Source organism: Niallia sp. (assembly GCF_031978665.1).
In the GTDB taxonomy this organism is placed as follows: domain Bacteria; phylum Bacillota; class Bacilli; order Bacillales; family Cytobacillaceae; genus Niallia.
In genome coordinates, this window is record NZ_DALZDK010000049.1 from 4741 (window position 1) to 24576 (window position 19836).

The window sequence follows — 19836 nt, forward strand, 5'->3', positions numbered from 1 at the left end:
CTTGGCAATTTACGTGACAAATCAAAAGAACTCAATCGGAGTCTCCCTACAGTAACCTATTGCAATAGTGGGGTAACTGGCAATGCTGCACAAAATGTTTTGCGCAATTTAGGATTCAAAGACATCTATAATCTTTCTGGTGGGAATAAGAACTATCAAAGTTATAAGAAGAATAAGTGAATTAGTAGAAAGAGCCTTTAAGCTGTATGATTAGAGGTTCTTTCTTTGAATACAATCAGCTAGATTTAATTGCCATAAAGAGAAAAAAGCAAGAAATAAAATAAGATCAGTTGATAGATACTTGAGCTATCACTGATCTTAGTAGTTTATAGGAAGTCGACTAATAAGTTTACGCCTCTCTGAGATCATTTGTACTCTCATCTGTGGTTTGACGTAAAGTATATAGGGTAAATAAATCTTTAGGTATTTCGAATAGTTGATAAGTAGTGCCAGAACTATTTAGCGCCTGTAGAAGATTGCTTCTTGTCTCATTGGCAGAAATAGCATAAGGTAGCTTTTCAGCTGCTTTTAGTGAACGTGTATTATTGCTTCTGATTCGCATTAAAATGCTATCGATATTTAGTTCAAAGAATGCCTCTGAGAAGAAGTGTTCCTTTGCTAATTTATTGTATCCTTTTCCATGATAGGGTTTCCCTAACCATGTTCCAAGAAAACCAATATTATCATTAAGATCATATAGACTTATCGTACCAATCGGATTTTGCCATTCATCCAAAATAGTTCTCGAAATTAGTTCTCCTCTTTCTTCTGCTTCCATTGTTTGTTTAGTGAGAAAAAGGTATTCTTCATAAGAATTAGCTTTCTGACGCACAAAAGGGAAGACATCCGGATGCGTCATTAAAGGATACAATGCTTGGCATTCCTCAAGATCTCTTTTCTTTAACATAATAATCCCTCCAAAGATTTGAGGGCAGAACTCACTCGTGACAAAGAAAAGCCCACCCTCGAAATTTTTAATCCAATTGAAAAAAAATTTCGGGGTGGGAATCGAACCCACTAGAACCAAAGCGGTGGCGCACCATTTGCCTTCCCATCTTTAATTATTATCTCATGATAACAAAATACTTTTCTATATCATACAAAATTACATTGAATTTGAAAATAGGAAAATACAAACAAAATGTAAAAAATTTATGAACAAATGTTAAGACATAGCGAAGATTAATGGTTATTAAGGTAATAGAGTATACTTTATATAAACGGACAAATATTAGATTAAAATGAAACATTTTATTTAATCAATCGTATATAATAATATAGCAATTATTATTACTATTTGGAGGTTTCTAATGGATTTAAAAAAAGATGTATCATCAAATGATGATAGAATTTTTGCAATGTTGATTTACGTATCTAGTTTCTTCACTACTTTTATCGGGCCATTAATTATTTGGCTTGTGAAAAAGGATTCTCCTTTTGTTGATTATCATGGTAAAGCATATTTCAATTTCTTAATATCTTATGCAATCTATTCCTTTGTAGCCTGGGTTCTGATATTTATTATTATAGGCGTAGTTATTTTACCTATCATCGGAATAATGGCTTTTGTATTTACCATTCTCGCTGCAATAAAATCCTATGAAGGGCAAGAGTACCATATTCCTTTAACGATTCGTTTTATTAAATAAGCCTTTTGGTTAAATGGTTAAATGCATTTTCAAAATGGCAGCATATTCCCTTAAATACAGTAGTAACTTGACAGATTTTGGAGTTCTTGCTGCTAGGGGGAATGCTGTTATTTTTAATTCTTTCGCTAATTCTACCGCTCGATATAAATGGAAATCATTACTTACAATAACTGATTCCTGTATGGAATATAATTCTTTTGTAAATTGTAAGTTTTCATAGGTGTTTGTGGACTTATCTTCAACTAAAATACTTTCTTTAGGAACACCATTTTGAATAAAGAACTTCATTAATGCAGATGCTTCTGTTGTATCCTCCCCATTTCCCTGCCCTCCAGTCACAATGATCTTTGTAGATTGATTATTTTTCCAATACGATAATGCTGTTTCAGCACGGTAAAGAAGCGCTTTAGAGAGTTGGTCACCATTAACTTTTGCTCCTAGAACAATTAAATGCGCAATATCTTTTGGTGGTTCTATGGATGCTACCTTTTTTATTTTTAAATACGTGTATGATACATACGAAATAGATAGAAATAATAGGATTGATAATAGAAGGAATATTAATTTTTTCATACAAATTCGCCCCCAAGTAATCATAGATTTAAGAATATATTAATAGAATAGTTAGAGAAGGTTAAATTTTAACTCCATATGTATCATATTCATTGGATAAGAATGGAAACGAAGGAGCTTTCATGATGAATATCGAAAAATATTACAAATATACGGCCGTTTCAGCCTTAAATGCTAGTTTAATTAGTTGCATTCCTATCTTTCTTTTTACCACTATGTTTATAGTTAGCAATTCTAGTATTTCATATTTCTTGCTGTTAGTACCTTTCGGATTATATAGCATTATTTGCTTTAGTCAATTTTATTTACATAAACGACGATTCGAAAATATGGACGATTTTCTTTCAATTGGTGATGTTAAATCTATTTTAAAAACGAACACAGTTGTTTTATCCTTTCTGCCTGCTCCTTCTTTACGAATGATCGTTTTTGACAGGGACGGACAAGAGGTTGGTGAAATTAAAGATGAAAAATTTTCTGTAATTCGCTGGTATCTTCCATTTTTATTTGACCGCATATATCCTAAGTCATATGGATTTTACAATACGAATGCAGAGTTGCAATATATTTTTACGATAAAAGGAAATCAGATAGAGATTAAAAATAAGGAACAAAAATTAATTAGTAAAATAATGGAGGTTAGAACGGAAAAAAAATCGATTAGTATCTTTGTATATGGTGATGAAAATAGCATTACGATGAAAAAGAACTTTGGACATTCGGATTATCAATTCGAGAAAAAAGATGGACATGTATTAGCGCATATACGAAAAGGATGGATGCCAAAAGAATGGTCAAAGCGTTTTAAGGATCCCAACTTTCCATTATTGACAATTGATCCTCATGCTTCTGATAAAGAAATTATTCATCTCTATGCTTTGTTAACAAAACTATATGCATATACTAATCATTAATTTATATACAGATGGACGTAATGATAGGAGGAAAAGTTACATTTCCTGAGTAAAGAAGTATGCATAAGCATAAATGACTATAGAGAATTTTAAATCCAAATGAAAAGTAGGAGAAAGTAAGTATTTTCTCCTAAATTATATTGGCAAAGCAATGGTAATCTGCTATCATAAATTCTTGTGGCTACCCAATTAAATGCTAAAAGTAGTAAGTTATTCTTGTATTTAAGGGGGAAGCGGGTAGGGAGAGGGCTATAACTAAATAGGTATATCAGATGAAAGATCATATTTTTTCATTTTTTCAGCTAAGGGAAAGTCAAACAATAATTAAAAAGGAAGTCCTAGCAGGGATTATTGGATTCTTTACTGTTGTATATATCGTAGTAGTAAATTCCTTAATCTTGGCAGAAGCAGGTATTCCTTTGGAAGCTGCGATAATTGCAACCATTCTTACTTCGGTTGTTGGCTGTTTTTTAATGGGATTTTACGGGAATGTCCCTATTTTGCTTGTTCCAGGTATGGGCATTAATGCTTTATTTTCTTATACGATTGTAAAATCAATGGCTCTAACCTGGCAAGAAGCCTTGGCAGTTGTATTCATTTCAGGAATTCTGTTTATGATTGTTGCCTTTACGAAACTAGCGAGGATCGTAAGTGATTCCATCCCTGTTTCGTTAAAAGAATCGATTTCGGTTGGTTTAGGCCTATTTTTAATGCTGATCGGTTTAGAAAAGGGCGGGATTGTGGAGAGAGGAACGAATTCCATTATTGCTTTAGGCTCTTTTAGTGATTTACATGTATTAGCAACTGTACTCACATTTTTAATAAGTATTATTTTATTCTTAAGAAATGTGAAGGGGAATTTTCTGATCACGATTATCGTAGGAACGCTTATTGCCTGGATGTTTGGTTTGATTGATGCTAGTGGCGGAAATGGTCAATCCATTCACATCCAGGAGTATAAAAATGTGTTTGCTCATTTGTCTTTTGATAAACTAATAACGATTCCATTCTGGATTGCTGTATTTTCTTTAACAATGGTGCTTGTTTTTGAGAATATTGGACTGGTAAATAACCATGTGCAATATATTAACAAACCAGAGCGATTTAAAAAGGCTTTTCGAGCTAATTCTATTTCTGTTTTCCTTTCAAGTTTTTTTGGCACAAGCCCAACTGTGGCGACAGTGGAAAGCTCTGCAAGTATGACTGCAGGTGGTAAAACAGGATTAACGGCGGTAACAACAGGTGTACTATTTATTTGTTCTGCATTTTTTATCCCTGTCATTAAGTTAATTCCAGACAGTGCCATTGCACCGATTTTAATTATTATTGGAGGATTAATGCTACAAAATATCCGTAATCTGGATTTAAAGGATTTAAGTGAAAGTTTTCCCAGTTTCTTTATTATTGCCATGATTCCGTTTACTTACAGTATCGCTGATGGCATGGCAATTGGATTTATCCTTTACCCAATTCTAAAAATAGCATTAGGTAAAGCGAAAGAAGTTTCACTTCCTTTGTATTTTATATCCTCGTTGTTTTTGATTAATTTTGTACTTCAATATACACATTAATCAAAGAGAAGTTCCATCCTTTATTTAAGAGGACTTTTTTGTTCTTTTTATGGCTTAGTTAGCATTTAGCTAATATGCCATGATGAAGGATGGACTTTATCATCAATCATCGCTTGTAAACTGCAACTTAGATACCCCATAAAAAATCAAAATAAGACAATTTAAACGATGAAATTTGTAAGCAAACGCTCAAGGTTCGACAACCTTCTGCTTTTAAATTTATTAAAATGACTATAACTATATGGCATAAATAGATCGATGGAGGTAAATGAATGGAAGTTTTTGTGGCGAGGCAGCCACTATTTAATCGAATGGAAGAAGTTTTTGGATATGAATTACTTTATAGACATAATAATATAAATTCTTTTCCAATGGTAAATGGAGATCAAGCAACAACGGATGTCCTAATTAACAGTTTCTTTAATATTGGGATGGACAAACTATCAGATGGAAAACCTTGTTTTATTAATTTTACAGAAAATTTATTAGAACTTAGACTACCTACCTATTTTCATCCAAGGGACATTGTAATAGAAATTCTAGAAACAGTTGTTCCTAGTCAAAAAATAATTGATATTTGTTTGGAATTAAAACAATTAGGCTATAAATTAGCCTTAGATGATTTTATTTTTGACAAAAGCAATCGATACTCCCACTCTTTACTATTATTATCGGATATGATTAAAGTCGATTTTCAGCAAACGACAAAAGAAGCTCGAGCAGAATTGGAAACGTTGGCAAAAAAACATAAAATCGAATTGGTTGCAGAAAAGCTTGAAACAAGAGAAGAGTATGAACAAGCCAAAAATAGTGGCTATCACTATTTTCAAGGCTACTATTTTTCAAGACCATTAATTATGTCTTCTCACGATGTACCAATTTATATACATACGTATTATAAAATACTTGAACTTTTGAATGATGAAAATCCAGATATCGATCGTATTTCAAAATTGATTGAACAGGATATTTCTTTGTCCTATAAACTATTGAAATTAATAAACACACTGGGATATGGGATGAAGCAAAAAGTAACCAGCATTAAACATGCCATTATTTATATTGGGCTCTTAGAGCTACAGAAATGGATTTACATTCTTACAGTTAGGGAAAAAGACTGGAAGAACGGGATTTCGTTTGAAGTTATGCATAATTGTTTAATCCGCTCTAAAATGTGCGAATCGGTAGCGAAACTAATACCAGGAAGATTGGAATATGGAAGCTTTTTTTTAACAGGGATGTTCTCGCTTATGGATACTATTATGAATAGGAATATGGAAACCATTCTTTCGGATTTACCATTAGATGAAACGATTGTGCAAGCCTTATCAGGAGTGAAAAATACTCAGCGAGATGTCCTTCATTTGGTTATTGCTGCAGAAACAGCTGACTGGCCAAGTATTGGATTAGGTTGTAAAGAATTAAATATCCAAGAAAAAGAATTATTTAAAGTTTATGCAGAATCTATTTCATGGGCAAAAAAGCTCTTAGATGATGATTATTTATAATGTATTATTATGGAAGCCTTAATGACTTTACAAAAAGCTGTTAAGGTTTTTTGTTTTCTTCTGTTTTGTTTTAATAAGAAGAATTGATTGCAGGTTAGACATTGGAACAGTAAAATGAAAGAAGATAGAAATTAGCTTGGAGGAATTTAGGAAATGAATATAAAAATTACAAAATGTCATGGCAGTGGAAATGATTTTTTTATTATAGATGAGATATCGGAGCCTTATTCGTTTTCAGAAGAAGAAAGAGCAAAATTAGCTATAGCCTTGTGCAATAGAGATTCTTCCTTAGGTGCGGACGGAATTCTTTATGTCATGCCAAGTCAAGTAGCTGATGCGAGAATGAGAGTGTTTAATGCAGATGGTTCGGAAGCGTCTATGTGCGGAAATGGCATTCGCTGTGTTGCTCGCTATGTTTGTGAATTGCTTCAAGTGGAAGAGGCTGTAATTGAAACGATGAAAGCTAATTTGGAAGTGAAAAATGAAGCGGATATTTATCCAAACATCCCAACTTATTTGGTAGAAATATCACCAGTTTCCTTTAAAACTCAAGATCTTCCATTACATTTAGACACGGATACACTACTGAATGAGAAGATTCCAGGACTCCATGAAGATTTGTTATTTACTGCGTTAGCAGTACCAAATCCACATTTAATAACGTTAGCGAATAAGGATGTTCTTGATTCTGATGTACAGGAAACTTTAAGCAAATATGTGAATGGTTCAAATGAATACTTCCCAGACGGAGTAAATGTTAGCTTTGTGTCGATTTTAGATAAAGGCAGTATTTATGTCCGTACATATGAACGAGGAGTTGGTTTTACGAATGCATGTGGTACTGCACTGAGCGCATCTACCCTTGTATCGATATTAAATGGGTATAACGAAGAAAATAGCTATGTTGATGTGTATAATAATGGTGGAAAGCAGATGTATCTTTTCAGTGGGATTCAATCGCAAGCTTTGAAGTAGCCAATAAAGCTTACTTCGAGGAAGAAGCGATCCAATATAACAAACTGCAAGAAGAAGCCAAAAATTATGTAGAGGCTCATTTAAAGTAAGGGAAATTAATAGACATGCTCCTATGTATAGGATGATAGGTTAGGTCTCATTCACATGACGAAAAATATTACGTCAAGGAGTGTAGGCACTGACCTTTTTCATTGCAAAAGCAAAAGCAGAAGGTATGTTTTGTTCGGAAGAGGAGGCTGCCAGGGCAGGCTACCGTCCACCTAAATAAGAGATTTCCATTCAGATAATATTGATGGCAACAAAGTTTAGCGTTTTATTAGTGTGAAATAATTTTAAATAAATCCTTTACGCGTTTCCTCCGATATTTTTTGTAGGTGATGTTAAATTGTGCCATAATGATATCTGAAATAAGGAGTGATCAATATGCAAAAAATAATGATAGTTGAAGATGATCCAAAAATTGCAGAACATTTAAAAACACATATTGAAAAATATAGCTATGATGTAACCTGCGTAATTGATTTTGACCATGTCATGAATGTATTTTTTGAAATAAATCCAGATTTGGTTCTTTTAGATATTAATTTGCCAAGTTTTGATGGGTATTATTGGTGCAGACAGATTCGCAAAGGATCGGTATGCCCGGTGATTTTTATCTCGGCTCGAATGGGAGAGATGGATCAAGTGATGGCATTAGAAAATGGTGGAGATGATTATATTACTAAGCCGTTTAGTGCGGAAATTGTGATAGCCAAAATCCGCAGTCAACTTCGTCGGGCTTATGGGGAATATGCCACAATACAAAAGGATCGTGTATTAGAAAAAGCTGGACTTAAATTCTTTCCGGAAAGAATGGAGCTAACCTTCGGTACCAATTACGTTTCTTTATCTAAGAAAGAGGCAGATATTATCGAAAGCTTGATGGAGCGATATCCACGGGTGGCTGGTCGTGAAGATTTGCTAGAGAAACTTTGGGAAGACCAAAGCTATGTGGATGAAAATACATTGAATGTAAATATTACAAGGGTTCGTAAAAAGTTTCAGGAAATAGGATTACAAGATGTGGTGGAAACAGTCAGAGGGGTAGGGTATCGATTGAACATTTCATGGAAGGAAGATGAGAATGAAGCTGTTTTTTAAGGAGCACGCTTTATTACTTTTAGTACAGGCCATTCAAATGTTCACCATCCTTACTATTTTCTGGTTAGATGGTTATCGAAATATCCCACTATTTTTTTATGCAACATTTCTAACCTTTTTCCTTCTTGGCTCGTATCTCATTTATTATTATTTAACTCGTCAAAAGATGTATCAGCGATTAAATCAGCCTATAGAATCACTAGATGATAGTTTGATAAAAACAGATGATGCTCCGATTTCTATTGCTTTCGATCAATTGTTACATAATCAGTATAAACTTTTTCAAAGTCAATTAGAATTAGTTGAAAAAGAGCAGGAGGAACATCGAAAGTTTATGGATCAATGGGTTCATCAGATGAAAACGCCGTTGTCTGTCATTGAACTCACTGCACAAAATTTAGATGAACCCGACTCCTCCAACATTCGAGAAGAGACCGAGAGGATGCAAACGAGCTTAAACATGGTTCTTTACATGGCACGTTTAAGAACGATTGAGCAGGATTTTCATATCAAACCGGTGCATCTCGCGAAATTAGTGGATGAAGTGAATGGGGAGAATAAACGATTTTATATTCGCAACAAAGTCTATCCTAAGCTAGAAGTGGAAAAGGAAGGCATATTGGTTGAGACCGATGAAAAGTGGCTTTTCTTTATCATCTCCCAGCTTATCAATAATGCTGTTAAATATTCTTCCGAAACCAGCAATCGAATCGTTATTTCCATTTATGAAAGAGGAATAGAAGCCATTTTAGAAGTAAAAGACTTTGGTATTGGCATTTCAGAAGTAGATAAACGGCGAATTTTTGATCCCTTTTATACTGGGGAAAATGGCAGGAAATTTCGAGAATCCACGGGTATGGGGCTGTATTTGACGAAAGAGACACTAGATATCCTTGGACACCGAATGGAAATGGAATCAGAAGTGGGGGAAGGTACAACCTTCCGTATCATTTTTTCCGAAACTCAGAACCTTACACGCTTGTAAGGAAAGTGAAAGAAGAATCGATAGTTAAAGATAGATTGGGCAAGGTATACTAATCACAGATCAGAAATAGGAAGGGGATCTTGTGATGTTAGAAGTAAATCAAGTTAGTAAAATATATGAAGGAAAAATTGTTTATAAAGCATTAAATGATATTAATTTATCTATTAAAGACGGGGAATTTGTTGGAATCATGGGACCATCTGGCAGCGGGAAAACGACCCTTTTAAATATGATTGCGACAATCGATGAACCAACAACTGGTGAGATATTAATAAATGGAAAGAATCCACATCGTCTCAAGAAGGAAGAATTGGCAAAATTCAGAAGACGTGAACTCGGGTTTGTTTTCCAGGACTTTAATTTGCTTCATACCTTAACCGTAGAGGAAAATATCGTTCTTCCATTGACGCTCGAAGGCAAAAAAGTCAAAGAGATGAAAGAGAAAGCACTGGTCATTGCAGAAAAATTGGGCATTACCTCTATTATGAACAAACGTACCTATGAAATCTCAGGGGGGCAAGCACAAAGGGTAGCTGTAGCAAGGGCGATGATCCATGTGCCTAAGCTACTACTTGCCGATGAACCGACTGGGAATCTTGATTCGAAGTCGTCGAAGGATGTCATGGAAATGTTGGAATCAATCAATAAGAATGAGCACACAACGATGTTATTGGTGACCCATGATCCGCAAGCGGCTAGTTTCTGTGATCGAGTGATTTTTATCCGAGACGGAAAGTTTTATTCAGAAATTCATCGCGGAGATAATCGCCAAGCCTTTTTCCAAAGAATTATTGATACACTTTCTTTACTAGGAGGGGATGGGCATGACCTTTCGCAAATTCGCGTTTAATAATGTTGTTCGCAATAAACGATTATACGCAGCTTACTTCTTAAGCAGCATATTTACGGTGATGGTATTTTTTACTTTTGCAATTTTTGCTTTCCACCCGGTTTTATCCGGAAGCGATATGAATTCGAGTGTCCAAAACGGGATGAACATTGCTGCGGGAATCATCTATGTCTTTTCCTTTTTCTTCATTCTATATTCTATGAGTTCATTCTTGAATACTCGGAAGAAAGAATTCGGGTTATTGATGATGCAGGGTATGTCTGTTAGACAAATTCGTCTAATGGTATTCATGGAAAACATGGTAATTGGCTTTTTCGCAACAATAGGTGGGGTATTATTGGGATTGATTTTTTCTAAAGGAATCTTATTGATTGCAGAAAATGTGCTTGTCATGGATGATGGACTAAACTTTTATATTCCAATTCAAGCAGTAATCTTAACTTTTGTTTCCTTTATCTTGTTATTTTTCTTTATCTCTTTATTTGTATCCTATGTATTACGCAGTCGAAAGCTGATTGATCTAATTAAAGGTAATAAGAAGTCGAAAGGCGAACCAAAGGCGAATCGCTTTCTAACAATATCAGCTGTATTCTTAATTGGAATCGGTTATGCAGCTGCTTTAATTGTCAAAGGAATCACTGTCATAGTTGCATTGCTGCCAGTGGTTATAGTTGTAATCCTTGGGACCTATCTGTTGTTCACTCAGTTAAGTGTTTATTTGATCCGCAAGATAAAAAATAATGACAATATCTTTTGGTGGAAAACGAACATGATTTTACTATCGGATCTGTCGTTCCGAATGAAGGATAATGCCCGTACCTTTTTTATGGTGGCGATTGTCTCCACAGTTGCGTTTAGTGCAATCGGAACATTATTTGGTTTTCAAACCTTTCTTACAGCGGGGTTGAAAAATAACAATCCTTATACGTTTTCCTATTTAGCTGTAGAACCAAAAGACCGGGATATTGATCTGATTAATAAAACGATTAGTGAGGAGAATATGAAAGCGAATCACGAGGAAACAAAGCTTCACTATTATGAGATTGCTCAAGATTCGATCCTTGTCGCTAGCGAATCGGATTTTAATCGATTTGCGAGTTTGCTGGGAGAAGATACGATTGATATTCAAAATGGGCAGGTTAAAGTCGTTGAATTTTCTGGGAATGAATTTGGACAAACGGAAGAATTACTTGAGCAAACCATTGAATTGAATTCTGGTGTTACCTTAAAACCAGAGGATGTGATTTATTCTAGAGCCTTACCAGCAACTGATTCTTATTACGTTGTTTCTGATCAGGATTTCGAGGAACTGCCAGCACCAAAAAGAGAAGACTACTATCAAGCGTGGCAGGTAAAGACTGGGGAAGAAAACATAATAGCAGCTTCTGAAAAATTAGCAGAAGTACTTTCTCCTTCTGAATTTTATGGTCGTGATTATAATATCTATCAATTAAATAAGCAATATGGTTTAGTTTTGTTTGTGGGATTATTTATCGGGATTGTCTTTTTTGTTTCGGCAGGTAGTTTCCTTTATTTTAGACTCTACGCGGATTTAGATGAAGACAAACAAAAATTTCGTTCGATTGCGAAAATGGGCTTAACGGAAAAAGAATTGAAAAAGGTTCTTTCTAGACAAACAGCTATTCTGTTCTTCACCCCGATTCTAGTGGCGCTGATTCATGGAGCGATTGCTCTTACTGCTTTATCTCATCTTTTCTACTATGATTTATCAAAGGTATCCTTAGCGGTTCTAGGCATATTTTTAATGATTCAAATAGTGTACTTTTATATTGTCCGTTTTTTCTATACGAAGCAGGTTAGTAGTGTCCTTTGAGTAAGCAATTTTCTACCGCTCCATTCTACTTCGTTTTTAAAGGTTATTTTTCTAAAAAATATTTATGAAATAGAAAAAATTAATTAAGTGGAAAAACTGAGCAGCCTGAATATACGTAGACTCCTATGGGTGCTGCGAGAAAGTCCGAGCCCCCGCAGGACGTTTGAGTAAGTGACGAGGAGGCTCGACGCTCGCCCCATGGAAAGCGCAGGCTATGGGTACTCACACTAACTTTACTGAATCAGCCTTCTATAAAACTAATAAAAAATTAAGAACAACCATATGGAACTCTCGTTTGGTTGTTCGGGTCTGTCTATGGCTGGAATACTTATGCTCCAGCCTCTTTCCTCGTTTTCTATTGTTTATTGGTGTGAAAACTGTATAAATGAGAATAGCTTAGAAACTAAAATTAGATCAGTAAACGTTAAGGGAACGATGTATATTATTGTTCGTTTAGCAAATGGTAAAATAAAAAAGGATAAAATTATATGAAGCCGATAAAGCCATTTGAACCGATTTTAACAGATGTAATTCCAAAAGGTGACCAGTGGATTGCCCAGGTGAAGTGGGATGGAACAAGGATACTTGCCTATTACGATGGAGAGAAAACGCAATTATTTAACCGAAAGAAAAACGAAAGAACGAAACAATTTCCAGAACTACTACAGCCAAGTTCGTTTATTCGCGCTAAAAATTGTATTCTAGATGGAGAAGTGATTGCCATGCAGGATGGGAAGCCTTCCTTTTATGAAGTAATGAAACGTGATCGGGTTCGAAATGTAGATAAAGTGAATCAATTACTGCAAGAAATTCCAATTACATATATGATCTTTGATGTTCTCTTTATAGATGATCACTGGTTGTTGGACAAAACACTCCAGGAAAGACAACAAATATTACGGGATAGGATTACCGAAAATGAAGTAATTCGTCTTGTTGAAAGTTTTTCCGATGCAGAAAGTTTATTTAAGGTTTGTGAGGAACATCAACTTGAAGGAATCGTCTGCAAGGATCTCAGTAGTACATATGCAGTAGAAGGAAAAGATTCAAGATGGAGAAAGAGAAAAAAAGAGCAAGATTTAATTGCAGTAGTGGGTGGCGTTTCTTTAAAAAATAAGACTGTTAATGCCCTTCACCTTGGACTATTTGATAAGGATGGAAAGTTATTTTATATAGGAAGTGCTGGTTCTGGAAAACTAACAGCAAAAGATTGGATTGCCATAACAAATGCCATTGAGCCAATAATTAGCAAAGATAAGCCTTTTTTTAATCAAATCGATGTAAAGGATGGAGTTTGGCTATGGCCAGCACTAACAGTGAAAATTTCCTTTTTAGAGTGGACCGATGGCAGAACGCTAAGGCATCCTGTGATAGAATCTTTCGTCAGTGTTCCGCTTGAAGAATGCAAATTGGAGTAAAGGAGAAGGGAGTTTCCATCATGTAGGAAACTCCCTTTATTGTTTTTGTTTTAGTACATCCAGTACTTGACGAAATGGCTGTTTTTCTTTTGCTTCAAAATAAGTAGAAAATGGATTTATTCCTTTGTCTAACCTATGAAGGACAACCTTCATAGAAAATTGACTAGGATGTAAGCTGTCTGTTAATTCTCTCCATTCTATCGGACAAGCAACATATCCGCCTTTGTTTCCGCGAATAGAATAGGGAGCAATAATCGTTTTACCTTCACTATGCTGGATATAGTCAATGTATAATCTGTTTTTTCGATTCTTTTTTAATCGTTCAATTGTGAAAAGCTCTGGCTCTGCTACTATCATATAGTTAGCGATAAATTCTGTGAAGGATCGCACTTCATCGTAAGAGAATGTTTTTTCAGGAAGGGGCAAGTAGACTTGAATCCCTTTATTTCCTGAGATTTTCAAAAAGGATAGTAAATGCAACCGATCAAGAATGTTTTGCAGAACTTTTGCTGCTTCGATTGCCATATGAAAATGTTCGCTTGAAGGAGGGTCAAGATCAAATACAATTTCAGATGGCATACTATTAGAGTATATAGTTTCAAATGGGATATGAAACTCAAACGCTAATTGATTCCCTAGCCATAGAAGGGTTTCTAAATTATTGCAAACGATATATTGAATATCTTCTTTCACACATGTTTCTATATAGGAAGGGGCATAATCTGGACATTGCTTTTGATAAAATGATTCACCAAATAAACCATGAGGAAAGCGAATTGTTGTAAGCAAGCGATTTTCTAAAAATGGTAGAAAATAGGGACTTACTTCTTTTAAGTATAAAATATAATCTAGTTTCGTAATGTTCGTATTAGGAAAAAGGGGTTTATCAGGGTTGGTGAGGGTGGTACGTTCTGTTGCAAGTAAATTTTCTAACGTACAGTCCTGCCAATTTTGATTGTATAAAAATTTAGTGAAAACTGGATTGATTATTTTATGGTGTTCGAATGAAGAAAATTTTAGCTCCACACAAATTCCTGGATCCATATAAAAAAAGTCTTCATCTTCTTTCTTGTTATGTTCTTTTATAATACGTAATAGGGCTGATTTTTCCTCTACCTTTAGTCCTTTATTGAAAGTACCGACACTTATAATTTCTTTATTTAAGCAAACGCTAACGCCAAATGTCTCTGCTTTTTTATGGTAATCGCTAATAAAAAATGCAGCAGTATACATAAATAATCCTCCTGATAATCATTCGATAATAATAGTATTCCTGTATCTATTGATATGTATGAGTAGTGTGTACTACCAATAATTTAATGGTATGAAATAGTTATGGAAACACAATGTAAGAATAGATTTGGTTTAGTTATTGCAATTTAAAAATATCGATTGATTGAAGTGATTGAATTAAACAAGAATGGAGATATACTATGCATACAATGTGGAAAGGGAATATAAGTTTTGGCTTAGTGAGTATACCGATTAAGTTACATTCTGCTATCGAAGACAAAGATATTAAGTTAAGAACACTTCATAAGGCATGTCATGCTCCTATTAAATATGAAAAAAAATGCTCAGCCTGTGAAAAAGAGGTGGCTCCCGAAGAAATAGTAAAGGCATATGAGTATGCAAAAGGAAAATATGTTGTCCTTGACGAAGAGGATTTGGACAATCTTCGCAAAGAGAATGAAGATAAAGCAGTGGAGATTATAGATTTCGTGAAGATTGAGGAAATTGACCCAATCTATTTTGAAAAATGTTATTATATGTCTTCAGGAGAGGGTGGGAATAAAGCCTACGCTTTGTTAAGACAAGCTTTGCTTGAAACGGGAAAAGTAGGAATAGCAAAAATTATTATTCGTTCCAAAGAACAGTTAGCTATTATTCGAGTGTATGAAAATACACTTGTGATGGAAACTATTCATTTTCCTGATGAAGTTCGCAATGTGGAAGATGTTCCAAATGTACCGGCAGTCAACCAAATAGAGAAAAAAGAATTAGAAACAGCTATTTTATTAATAGACCAATTAACAACTGAATTTACTCCAGAGAAATATACGGATGAATATAGAACTGCTCTACTTGAGCTAATTGAATCGAAAAAAGCTGGAAAAGAAGTGGTGACAGGTACAGATAAGCAACAAAAATCAAATGTCATGGATCTAATGGCTGCGCTCCAAGCTTCCATTGACAATACAAAACCAAAGAAAACGGAAGAAAAGAAGAAAAAGACTACAAGAAAGAAAATTGCTAAAGAAGCTTAAAACCAAATGTTCGGTGCTAGCTTTAATTATTGAAGAGCTAGCACCTTATAAAACAGCGAGGGATTCATATGGAAAGAACAATCACGACAAAATATATTGTATCAATGATGGCGATTATCATTGTTTTTTGTGGACTTTTTTATGTCATTGCAAAGCGAGTGACTAGTACGGATATCATTACCTTTGATAAGACCATCATTCATTTTATTCAGTCCTTTATTTCAGATGATTTAACAATTTGGGTAGAACGAGTGACCTTTTTAGGATCAATTTTATTTATTGCTACGGCAATTGTAATCATATCTATACTTTTGTTATGGAGAAGAAAATATACCTTAATGATTTTTTTTATTTCAGCAAATAGCCTCGGAGCCATTTTAAATAAGTTGCTTAAATGGTTTTTTAAAAGAGAGCGGCCAGATATTTTGCCTGTTATAATAGAGAAAGGCTATAGTTTTCCTAGTGGTCACTCGATGGGCTCTCTTATTTTCTTTGGTTCATGTGCATATCTGTGCATACATATTGTAAATTCAACTGGAAAGAAAATTTTTGCTTACACGATCGCATGCCTGTTTATCTTATTAATCGGCATTAGCAGAATCTATTTAGGAGTCCATTATCCAACTGATGTTGTCGGTGGATATTCTATAGGAATTGCCTATTCAGCTATTTGCATTTTAGCGTTTCGTCTCTATGAATTTAAAGCGAAGCGGAGGGCACCCGCTTAGGAGCATGTAGGATGGAGCGATCATTCCTGAGATAAAGTTCGCGAAGCCCATCAGCTTCTGGGTGCCTAGAGCTAAGAGCTAGAGATCAAATTGGCATCAGAAAATTTATATTTTCTTAACTGGTAAAAAAATTTTTTATATCAGCCTTTTATATAAAATGAGAGGAAATACAGCAAAATTGAAAGTTAGTAAAATAGTGGGGGAAGAAAAATGAATCAACACATCATACCTGCATCATCAAATATGAAGGAGTTTGAAGCTTTTTTAAAAAGTGACTATGAAATTGGTGTGTTTTTAGAGGTGCATATTTCTCAATTAAAGCATATTAGCCATCTTGCGAAAAAGGCAAACAAGAAAATGATCTATCATGTCGACTTAATTCAAGGATTAAAAAGTGATGATTTTGGAACCGAGTTTATCTGTCAAGAGTTTAAACCATACGGGGTTATTTCTACAAAATCATCTGTAATTTTAAAAGCAAAGCAGAAGAATGTCGTGGCGATACAAAGGGTATTCTTGCTTGATAGTCATGCGATAGCGAAAAGTGTTAAATTGGTTCAAAGAACCCATCCTGATTATATTGAGGTTCTTCCTGGTACAATGCCTTGGATGATTACGGAAATTAAAGATAGTTTAAATGTACCAATACTTGCCGGCGGTTTGATTCGGACGGAAGAAGATGTTAGAAAAGCAATCGAAGCTGGTGCTACAAGTATTACAACATCTAAAAAAGAACTGTGGCAAATGATGAAATGAGCAGTTAATTAAAAAATACTATTTTTATAGTGGGAATATCAAAAAATTGACAACCTCAAGGTAAACGTTTACAATGAACTTACAAGTTAATTTAATGTGTAGGAGAAAAGGAGATGCACGCAGGGAGCCGTAATTTTACTGGCTTAATCTGTCGTGCTCTCCTTTTTTTGCGTATTTGTTATCACTACCACTCTATGATTCTCTTAAAAAGAGCTTCTAGCAAGCGTTTGTACGTAAATGTTAACAAAGTTGTTTTTCATTTATGTAACATTGCAATGAACCAGAGTGAAAAAAGATAAGGGGGATTCGAATGTCTGCTTTTATGGGAGAAGTTATTGGAACCATGATTCTAATTGTGTTTGGGGGAGGGGTCGTAGCTGGAGGGAATTTAAAGAAAGCGTTCTCCAATGGTGGTGGTTGGATTGTTGTTACCATTGCATGGGGATTAGCAGTAACGATGGGCGTGTTTGCTGTAGGAAGCATTAGTGGCGCTCACCTAAATCCAGCAGTTACGATTGCTCTAGCGATAACAGGGGATTTTTCTTGGAATCAAGTAGGTCCTTATATCTTGGCTCAAATGATTGGCGCTTTTTTAGGAGCATGTATTGTTTATTTACACTATCTTCCTCATTGGGGTGCAACAAAGGAGCCTGGGGCAAAATTAGCAGTATTTTCAACTGCTCCTGCTATTCCACATACTTTTTCTAATATATTAAGTGAATTGATTGGAACGTTTATGTTAGTACTTGGATTATTGTTCATCGGTGCAAATAGTTTTACAGAGGGGCTTAACCCGATTGCTGTAGGTTTACTGATTGTTGTAATTGGAATGTCATTAGGTGGCACAACAGGATATGCGATAAATCCAGCAAGGGACCTCGGTCCAAGAATTGCGCATTTTGTATTGCCGATTGCAGGGAAAGGAACATCGAACTTTAAGTATGCATGGATACCGGTTGTTGGTCCAATTCTAGGTGGCTCACTTGCTGCAATTGTTTATACATACCTTTTTAAAGGGGTCCTCTTATCCAGTTTCTGGATGGTGATAGGGGTAAATATACTTGTATTATTACTTGCATTTTATATGACAAAAGAGGAAAGTAAGAGTATTAGCCAAAACGCAGCGTAAATATTTACAAAAGGGGAGGAATTAACATGGAAAAGTTTATTTTATCATTAGATCAGGGGACAACGAGCTCTCGAGCAATTATCTTTAATAAAAAAGGCGAGATTGTCCATGTTGCACAAAAAGAGTTTACTCAAATTTTTCCGAAGCCAGGCTGGGTAGAGCATAATGCTAATGAGATTTGGGGTTCAATTTTAGCTGTAATTGCAACTGTTTTATCTGAATCAGACATTAAACCAGAACAAATAGAAGGAATTGGAATTACTAATCAGCGGGAAACAGCTGTTGTGTGGGATAAGAACACTGGTGTTCCTGTCTATCATGCGATTGTGTGGCAATCAAGACAAACGAATGAAATATGTGAAGAGTTAAAGGCAAAGGGGTATAATCAACTTTTCCGTGATAAAACAGGACTCTTAATTGATGCATATTTTGCAGGTACAAAGGTTAAGTGGATTTTAGATCATGTAGAAGGGGCAAGACAAAAAGCAGAAAATGGAGGGTTATTATTTGGCACGATTGATACATGGCTCATCTGGAAATTATCTGGAGGAAAAGCGCATGTAACAGATTATACAAATGCTTCCCGTACACTTATGTTTAATATTTATGATTTACAATGGGATGAGGAGTTACTAGATATATTAACTGTTCCAAAATCAATGCTTCCAGAAGTAAAGCCTTCCTCAGAAATATATGCATATACGGTTGAAGGGCATTTCTTCGGTAATAGAATACCAATTGCTGGAGTCGCGGGAGATCAGCAGGCTGCGTTATTCGGTCAAGCATGTTTTGAAGCTGGAATGGCAAAGAATACGTATGGAACAGGATGCTTTATGTTAATGAATACAGGTGAGAAAGCAGTCAAATCTGAGCATGGTCTATTAACAACAATCGCATGGGGAATAGATGGAAAAGTCGATTATGCCTTAGAGGGAAGCATATTTGTTGCAGGATCTGCCATCCAATGGTTGCGAGATGGCTTAAGAATGTTAAAGGATGCAAAAGATAGTGAAGCATATGCAAGTAAAGTAGATTCTACCGATGGTGTATATTTAGTTCCAGCATTTGTTGGTCTTGGTACTCCATATTGGGATAGTGATGTAAGAGGCGCGATGTTTGGTGTAACAAGGGGAACAACGAAGGAGCATTTTATTCGTGCAACACTTGAATCACTTGCATATCAAACAAGAGATGTTCTAGCCGCTATGGAAGCAGATTCGAACATTCAAGTAAAAACGTTAAGAGCAGACGGTGGAGCAGTTCGGAACAACTTCTTAATGCAATTCCAAGGAGATATATTAAATGTTCCAGTGGAAAGACCAGTTATAAATGAAACAACTGCATTAGGAGCAGCATATCTTGCTGGTTTAGCTGTTGGCTTCTGGAAAGATCAAGATGAAATCGCTGAACAATGGAGTCTTGATCATTCCTTTGAGCCAAACATGGAGGAAGAGACAAGAGAAGAATTATACAATGGCTGGAAGAAAGCAGTTAAAGCAACAATGGCTTTTAAATAAAAAATATATTATTAAAATAATA

Annotated in this window: 20 protein-coding genes; 17 read left to right on the forward strand and 3 right to left on the reverse strand. The window is 35.1% G+C overall.

The window, feature by feature from the left end; all coding sequences use genetic code 11:
- A partial coding sequence (locus tag RTL21_RS21050; protein ID WP_312098814.1) for a rhodanese-like domain-containing protein occupies nucleotides 1–180 on the forward strand: 180 nt, incomplete at its 5' end.
- 169 nt (nucleotides 181–349) lie between these two features.
- Here the strand turns inward: RTL21_RS21050 and RTL21_RS21055 are convergent.
- Nucleotides 350–907 (reverse strand): GNAT family N-acetyltransferase, encoded by a 558-nt coding sequence (locus RTL21_RS21055; RefSeq protein ID WP_312098816.1) that lies wholly within the window; start codon nucleotides 905–907, stop codon nucleotides 350–352.
- 403 nt (nucleotides 908–1310) lie between these two features.
- On the opposite strand from RTL21_RS21055, the gene RTL21_RS21060 reads away from it, so the two are divergent.
- On the forward strand, nucleotides 1311–1649 hold the full coding sequence (locus RTL21_RS21060; RefSeq protein ID WP_312098818.1) for a DUF4870 domain-containing protein: 339 nt from the start codon (nucleotides 1311–1313) through the stop codon (nucleotides 1647–1649).
- Nucleotides 1650–1658: 9 nt separating this feature from the next.
- On the opposite strand, the gene RTL21_RS21065 is transcribed toward RTL21_RS21060, so the two are convergent.
- Nucleotides 1659–2222, reverse strand: coding sequence for a YdcF family protein (locus tag RTL21_RS21065; protein WP_312098819.1), 564 nt, complete (start codon nucleotides 2220–2222; stop codon nucleotides 1659–1661).
- A 125-nt stretch (nucleotides 2223–2347) separates the two neighbouring features.
- Between RTL21_RS21065 and RTL21_RS21070 the strand changes: the two genes are divergently transcribed.
- From RTL21_RS21070 to RTL21_RS21110, 10 genes are all read left to right on the forward strand, one after another.
- Nucleotides 2348–3136 carry a hypothetical protein gene (locus tag RTL21_RS21070; RefSeq protein ID WP_312098820.1) on the forward strand — a complete coding sequence of 263 codons (789 nt, stop codon included), beginning with the start codon at nucleotides 2348–2350 and terminating at the stop codon, nucleotides 3134–3136.
- A gap of 272 nt (nucleotides 3137–3408) precedes the next feature.
- Nucleotides 3409–4707 carry an NCS2 family permease gene (locus RTL21_RS21075; protein WP_312098821.1) on the forward strand — a complete coding sequence of 433 codons (1299 nt, stop codon included), beginning with the start codon at nucleotides 3409–3411 and terminating at the stop codon, nucleotides 4705–4707.
- Between the two features lie 272 nt (nucleotides 4708–4979).
- Complete coding sequence (locus RTL21_RS21080) at nucleotides 4980–6215, forward strand: EAL and HDOD domain-containing protein (RefSeq protein ID WP_312098822.1); 1236 nt, start codon at nucleotides 4980–4982, stop codon at nucleotides 6213–6215.
- Nucleotides 6216–6368: 153 nt separating this feature from the next.
- Nucleotides 6369–7190: a diaminopimelate epimerase gene (gene dapF / locus RTL21_RS21085; RefSeq protein WP_312098824.1), complete on the forward strand. Its 822-nt coding sequence runs from the start codon at nucleotides 6369–6371 to the stop codon at nucleotides 7188–7190.
- Nucleotides 7191–7380: 190 nt separating this feature from the next.
- Nucleotides 7381–7458, forward strand: a complete 78-nt coding sequence (locus RTL21_RS23310; RefSeq protein ID WP_483870173.1) for a sunset domain-containing protein — start codon at nucleotides 7381–7383, stop codon at nucleotides 7456–7458.
- 155 nt (nucleotides 7459–7613) lie between these two features.
- Nucleotides 7614–8330, forward strand: coding sequence for a response regulator transcription factor (locus RTL21_RS21090; protein ID WP_312098826.1), 717 nt, complete (start codon nucleotides 7614–7616; stop codon nucleotides 8328–8330).
- Nucleotides 8314–9315: a sensor histidine kinase gene (locus RTL21_RS21095; RefSeq protein ID WP_312098828.1), complete on the forward strand. Its 1002-nt coding sequence runs from the start codon at nucleotides 8314–8316 to the stop codon at nucleotides 9313–9315. The genes RTL21_RS21090 and RTL21_RS21095 overlap by 17 nt, the downstream gene beginning before the upstream one ends.
- A gap of 85 nt (nucleotides 9316–9400) precedes the next feature.
- Nucleotides 9401–10165, forward strand: a complete 765-nt coding sequence (locus RTL21_RS21100) for an ABC transporter ATP-binding protein (RefSeq protein WP_312098830.1) — start codon at nucleotides 9401–9403, stop codon at nucleotides 10163–10165.
- Entirely contained in the window at nucleotides 10140–11999 is a 1860-nt protein-coding gene (locus tag RTL21_RS21105) for an ABC transporter permease (RefSeq protein ID WP_312098832.1), read from the forward strand. Before RTL21_RS21100 ends, RTL21_RS21105 begins: the two co-directional genes overlap by 26 nt.
- 488 nt (nucleotides 12000–12487) lie before the next feature.
- A complete protein-coding gene (locus tag RTL21_RS21110) occupies nucleotides 12488–13417 on the forward strand; it encodes an ATP-dependent DNA ligase (protein WP_312098834.1) in 930 nt (309 codons plus the stop codon).
- Between the two features lie 36 nt (nucleotides 13418–13453).
- Here RTL21_RS21110 and ligD read toward each other — a convergent pair whose 3' ends face one another.
- A complete protein-coding gene (gene ligD, locus RTL21_RS21115) occupies nucleotides 13454–14650 on the reverse strand; it encodes a DNA ligase D (RefSeq protein ID WP_312098835.1) in 1197 nt (398 codons plus the stop codon).
- Between the two features lie 200 nt (nucleotides 14651–14850).
- Here ligD and ku point away from each other — a divergent pair, with 200 nt between their 5' ends.
- From ku to glpK, 5 genes are all read left to right on the forward strand, one after another.
- Nucleotides 14851–15684, forward strand: coding sequence for a non-homologous end joining protein Ku (gene ku / locus RTL21_RS21120; protein ID WP_312098837.1), 834 nt, complete (start codon nucleotides 14851–14853; stop codon nucleotides 15682–15684).
- 68 nt (nucleotides 15685–15752) lie between these two features.
- Entirely contained in the window at nucleotides 15753–16412 is a 660-nt protein-coding gene (locus tag RTL21_RS21125; protein ID WP_312098839.1) for a phosphatase PAP2 family protein, read from the forward strand.
- 210 nt (nucleotides 16413–16622) lie between these two features.
- Complete coding sequence (locus tag RTL21_RS21130; RefSeq protein ID WP_312098841.1) at nucleotides 16623–17168, forward strand: glycerol-3-phosphate responsive antiterminator; 546 nt, start codon at nucleotides 16623–16625, stop codon at nucleotides 17166–17168.
- 310 nt (nucleotides 17169–17478) lie between these two features.
- Nucleotides 17479–18297 carry an MIP/aquaporin family protein gene (locus RTL21_RS21135; RefSeq protein ID WP_312098843.1) on the forward strand — a complete coding sequence of 273 codons (819 nt, stop codon included), beginning with the start codon at nucleotides 17479–17481 and terminating at the stop codon, nucleotides 18295–18297.
- A 26-nt stretch (nucleotides 18298–18323) separates the two neighbouring features.
- Nucleotides 18324–19814 (forward strand): glycerol kinase GlpK, encoded by a 1491-nt coding sequence (gene glpK, locus RTL21_RS21140; protein ID WP_312098844.1) that lies wholly within the window; start codon nucleotides 18324–18326, stop codon nucleotides 19812–19814.
- Nucleotides 19815–19836: the final 22 nt, after the last annotated feature.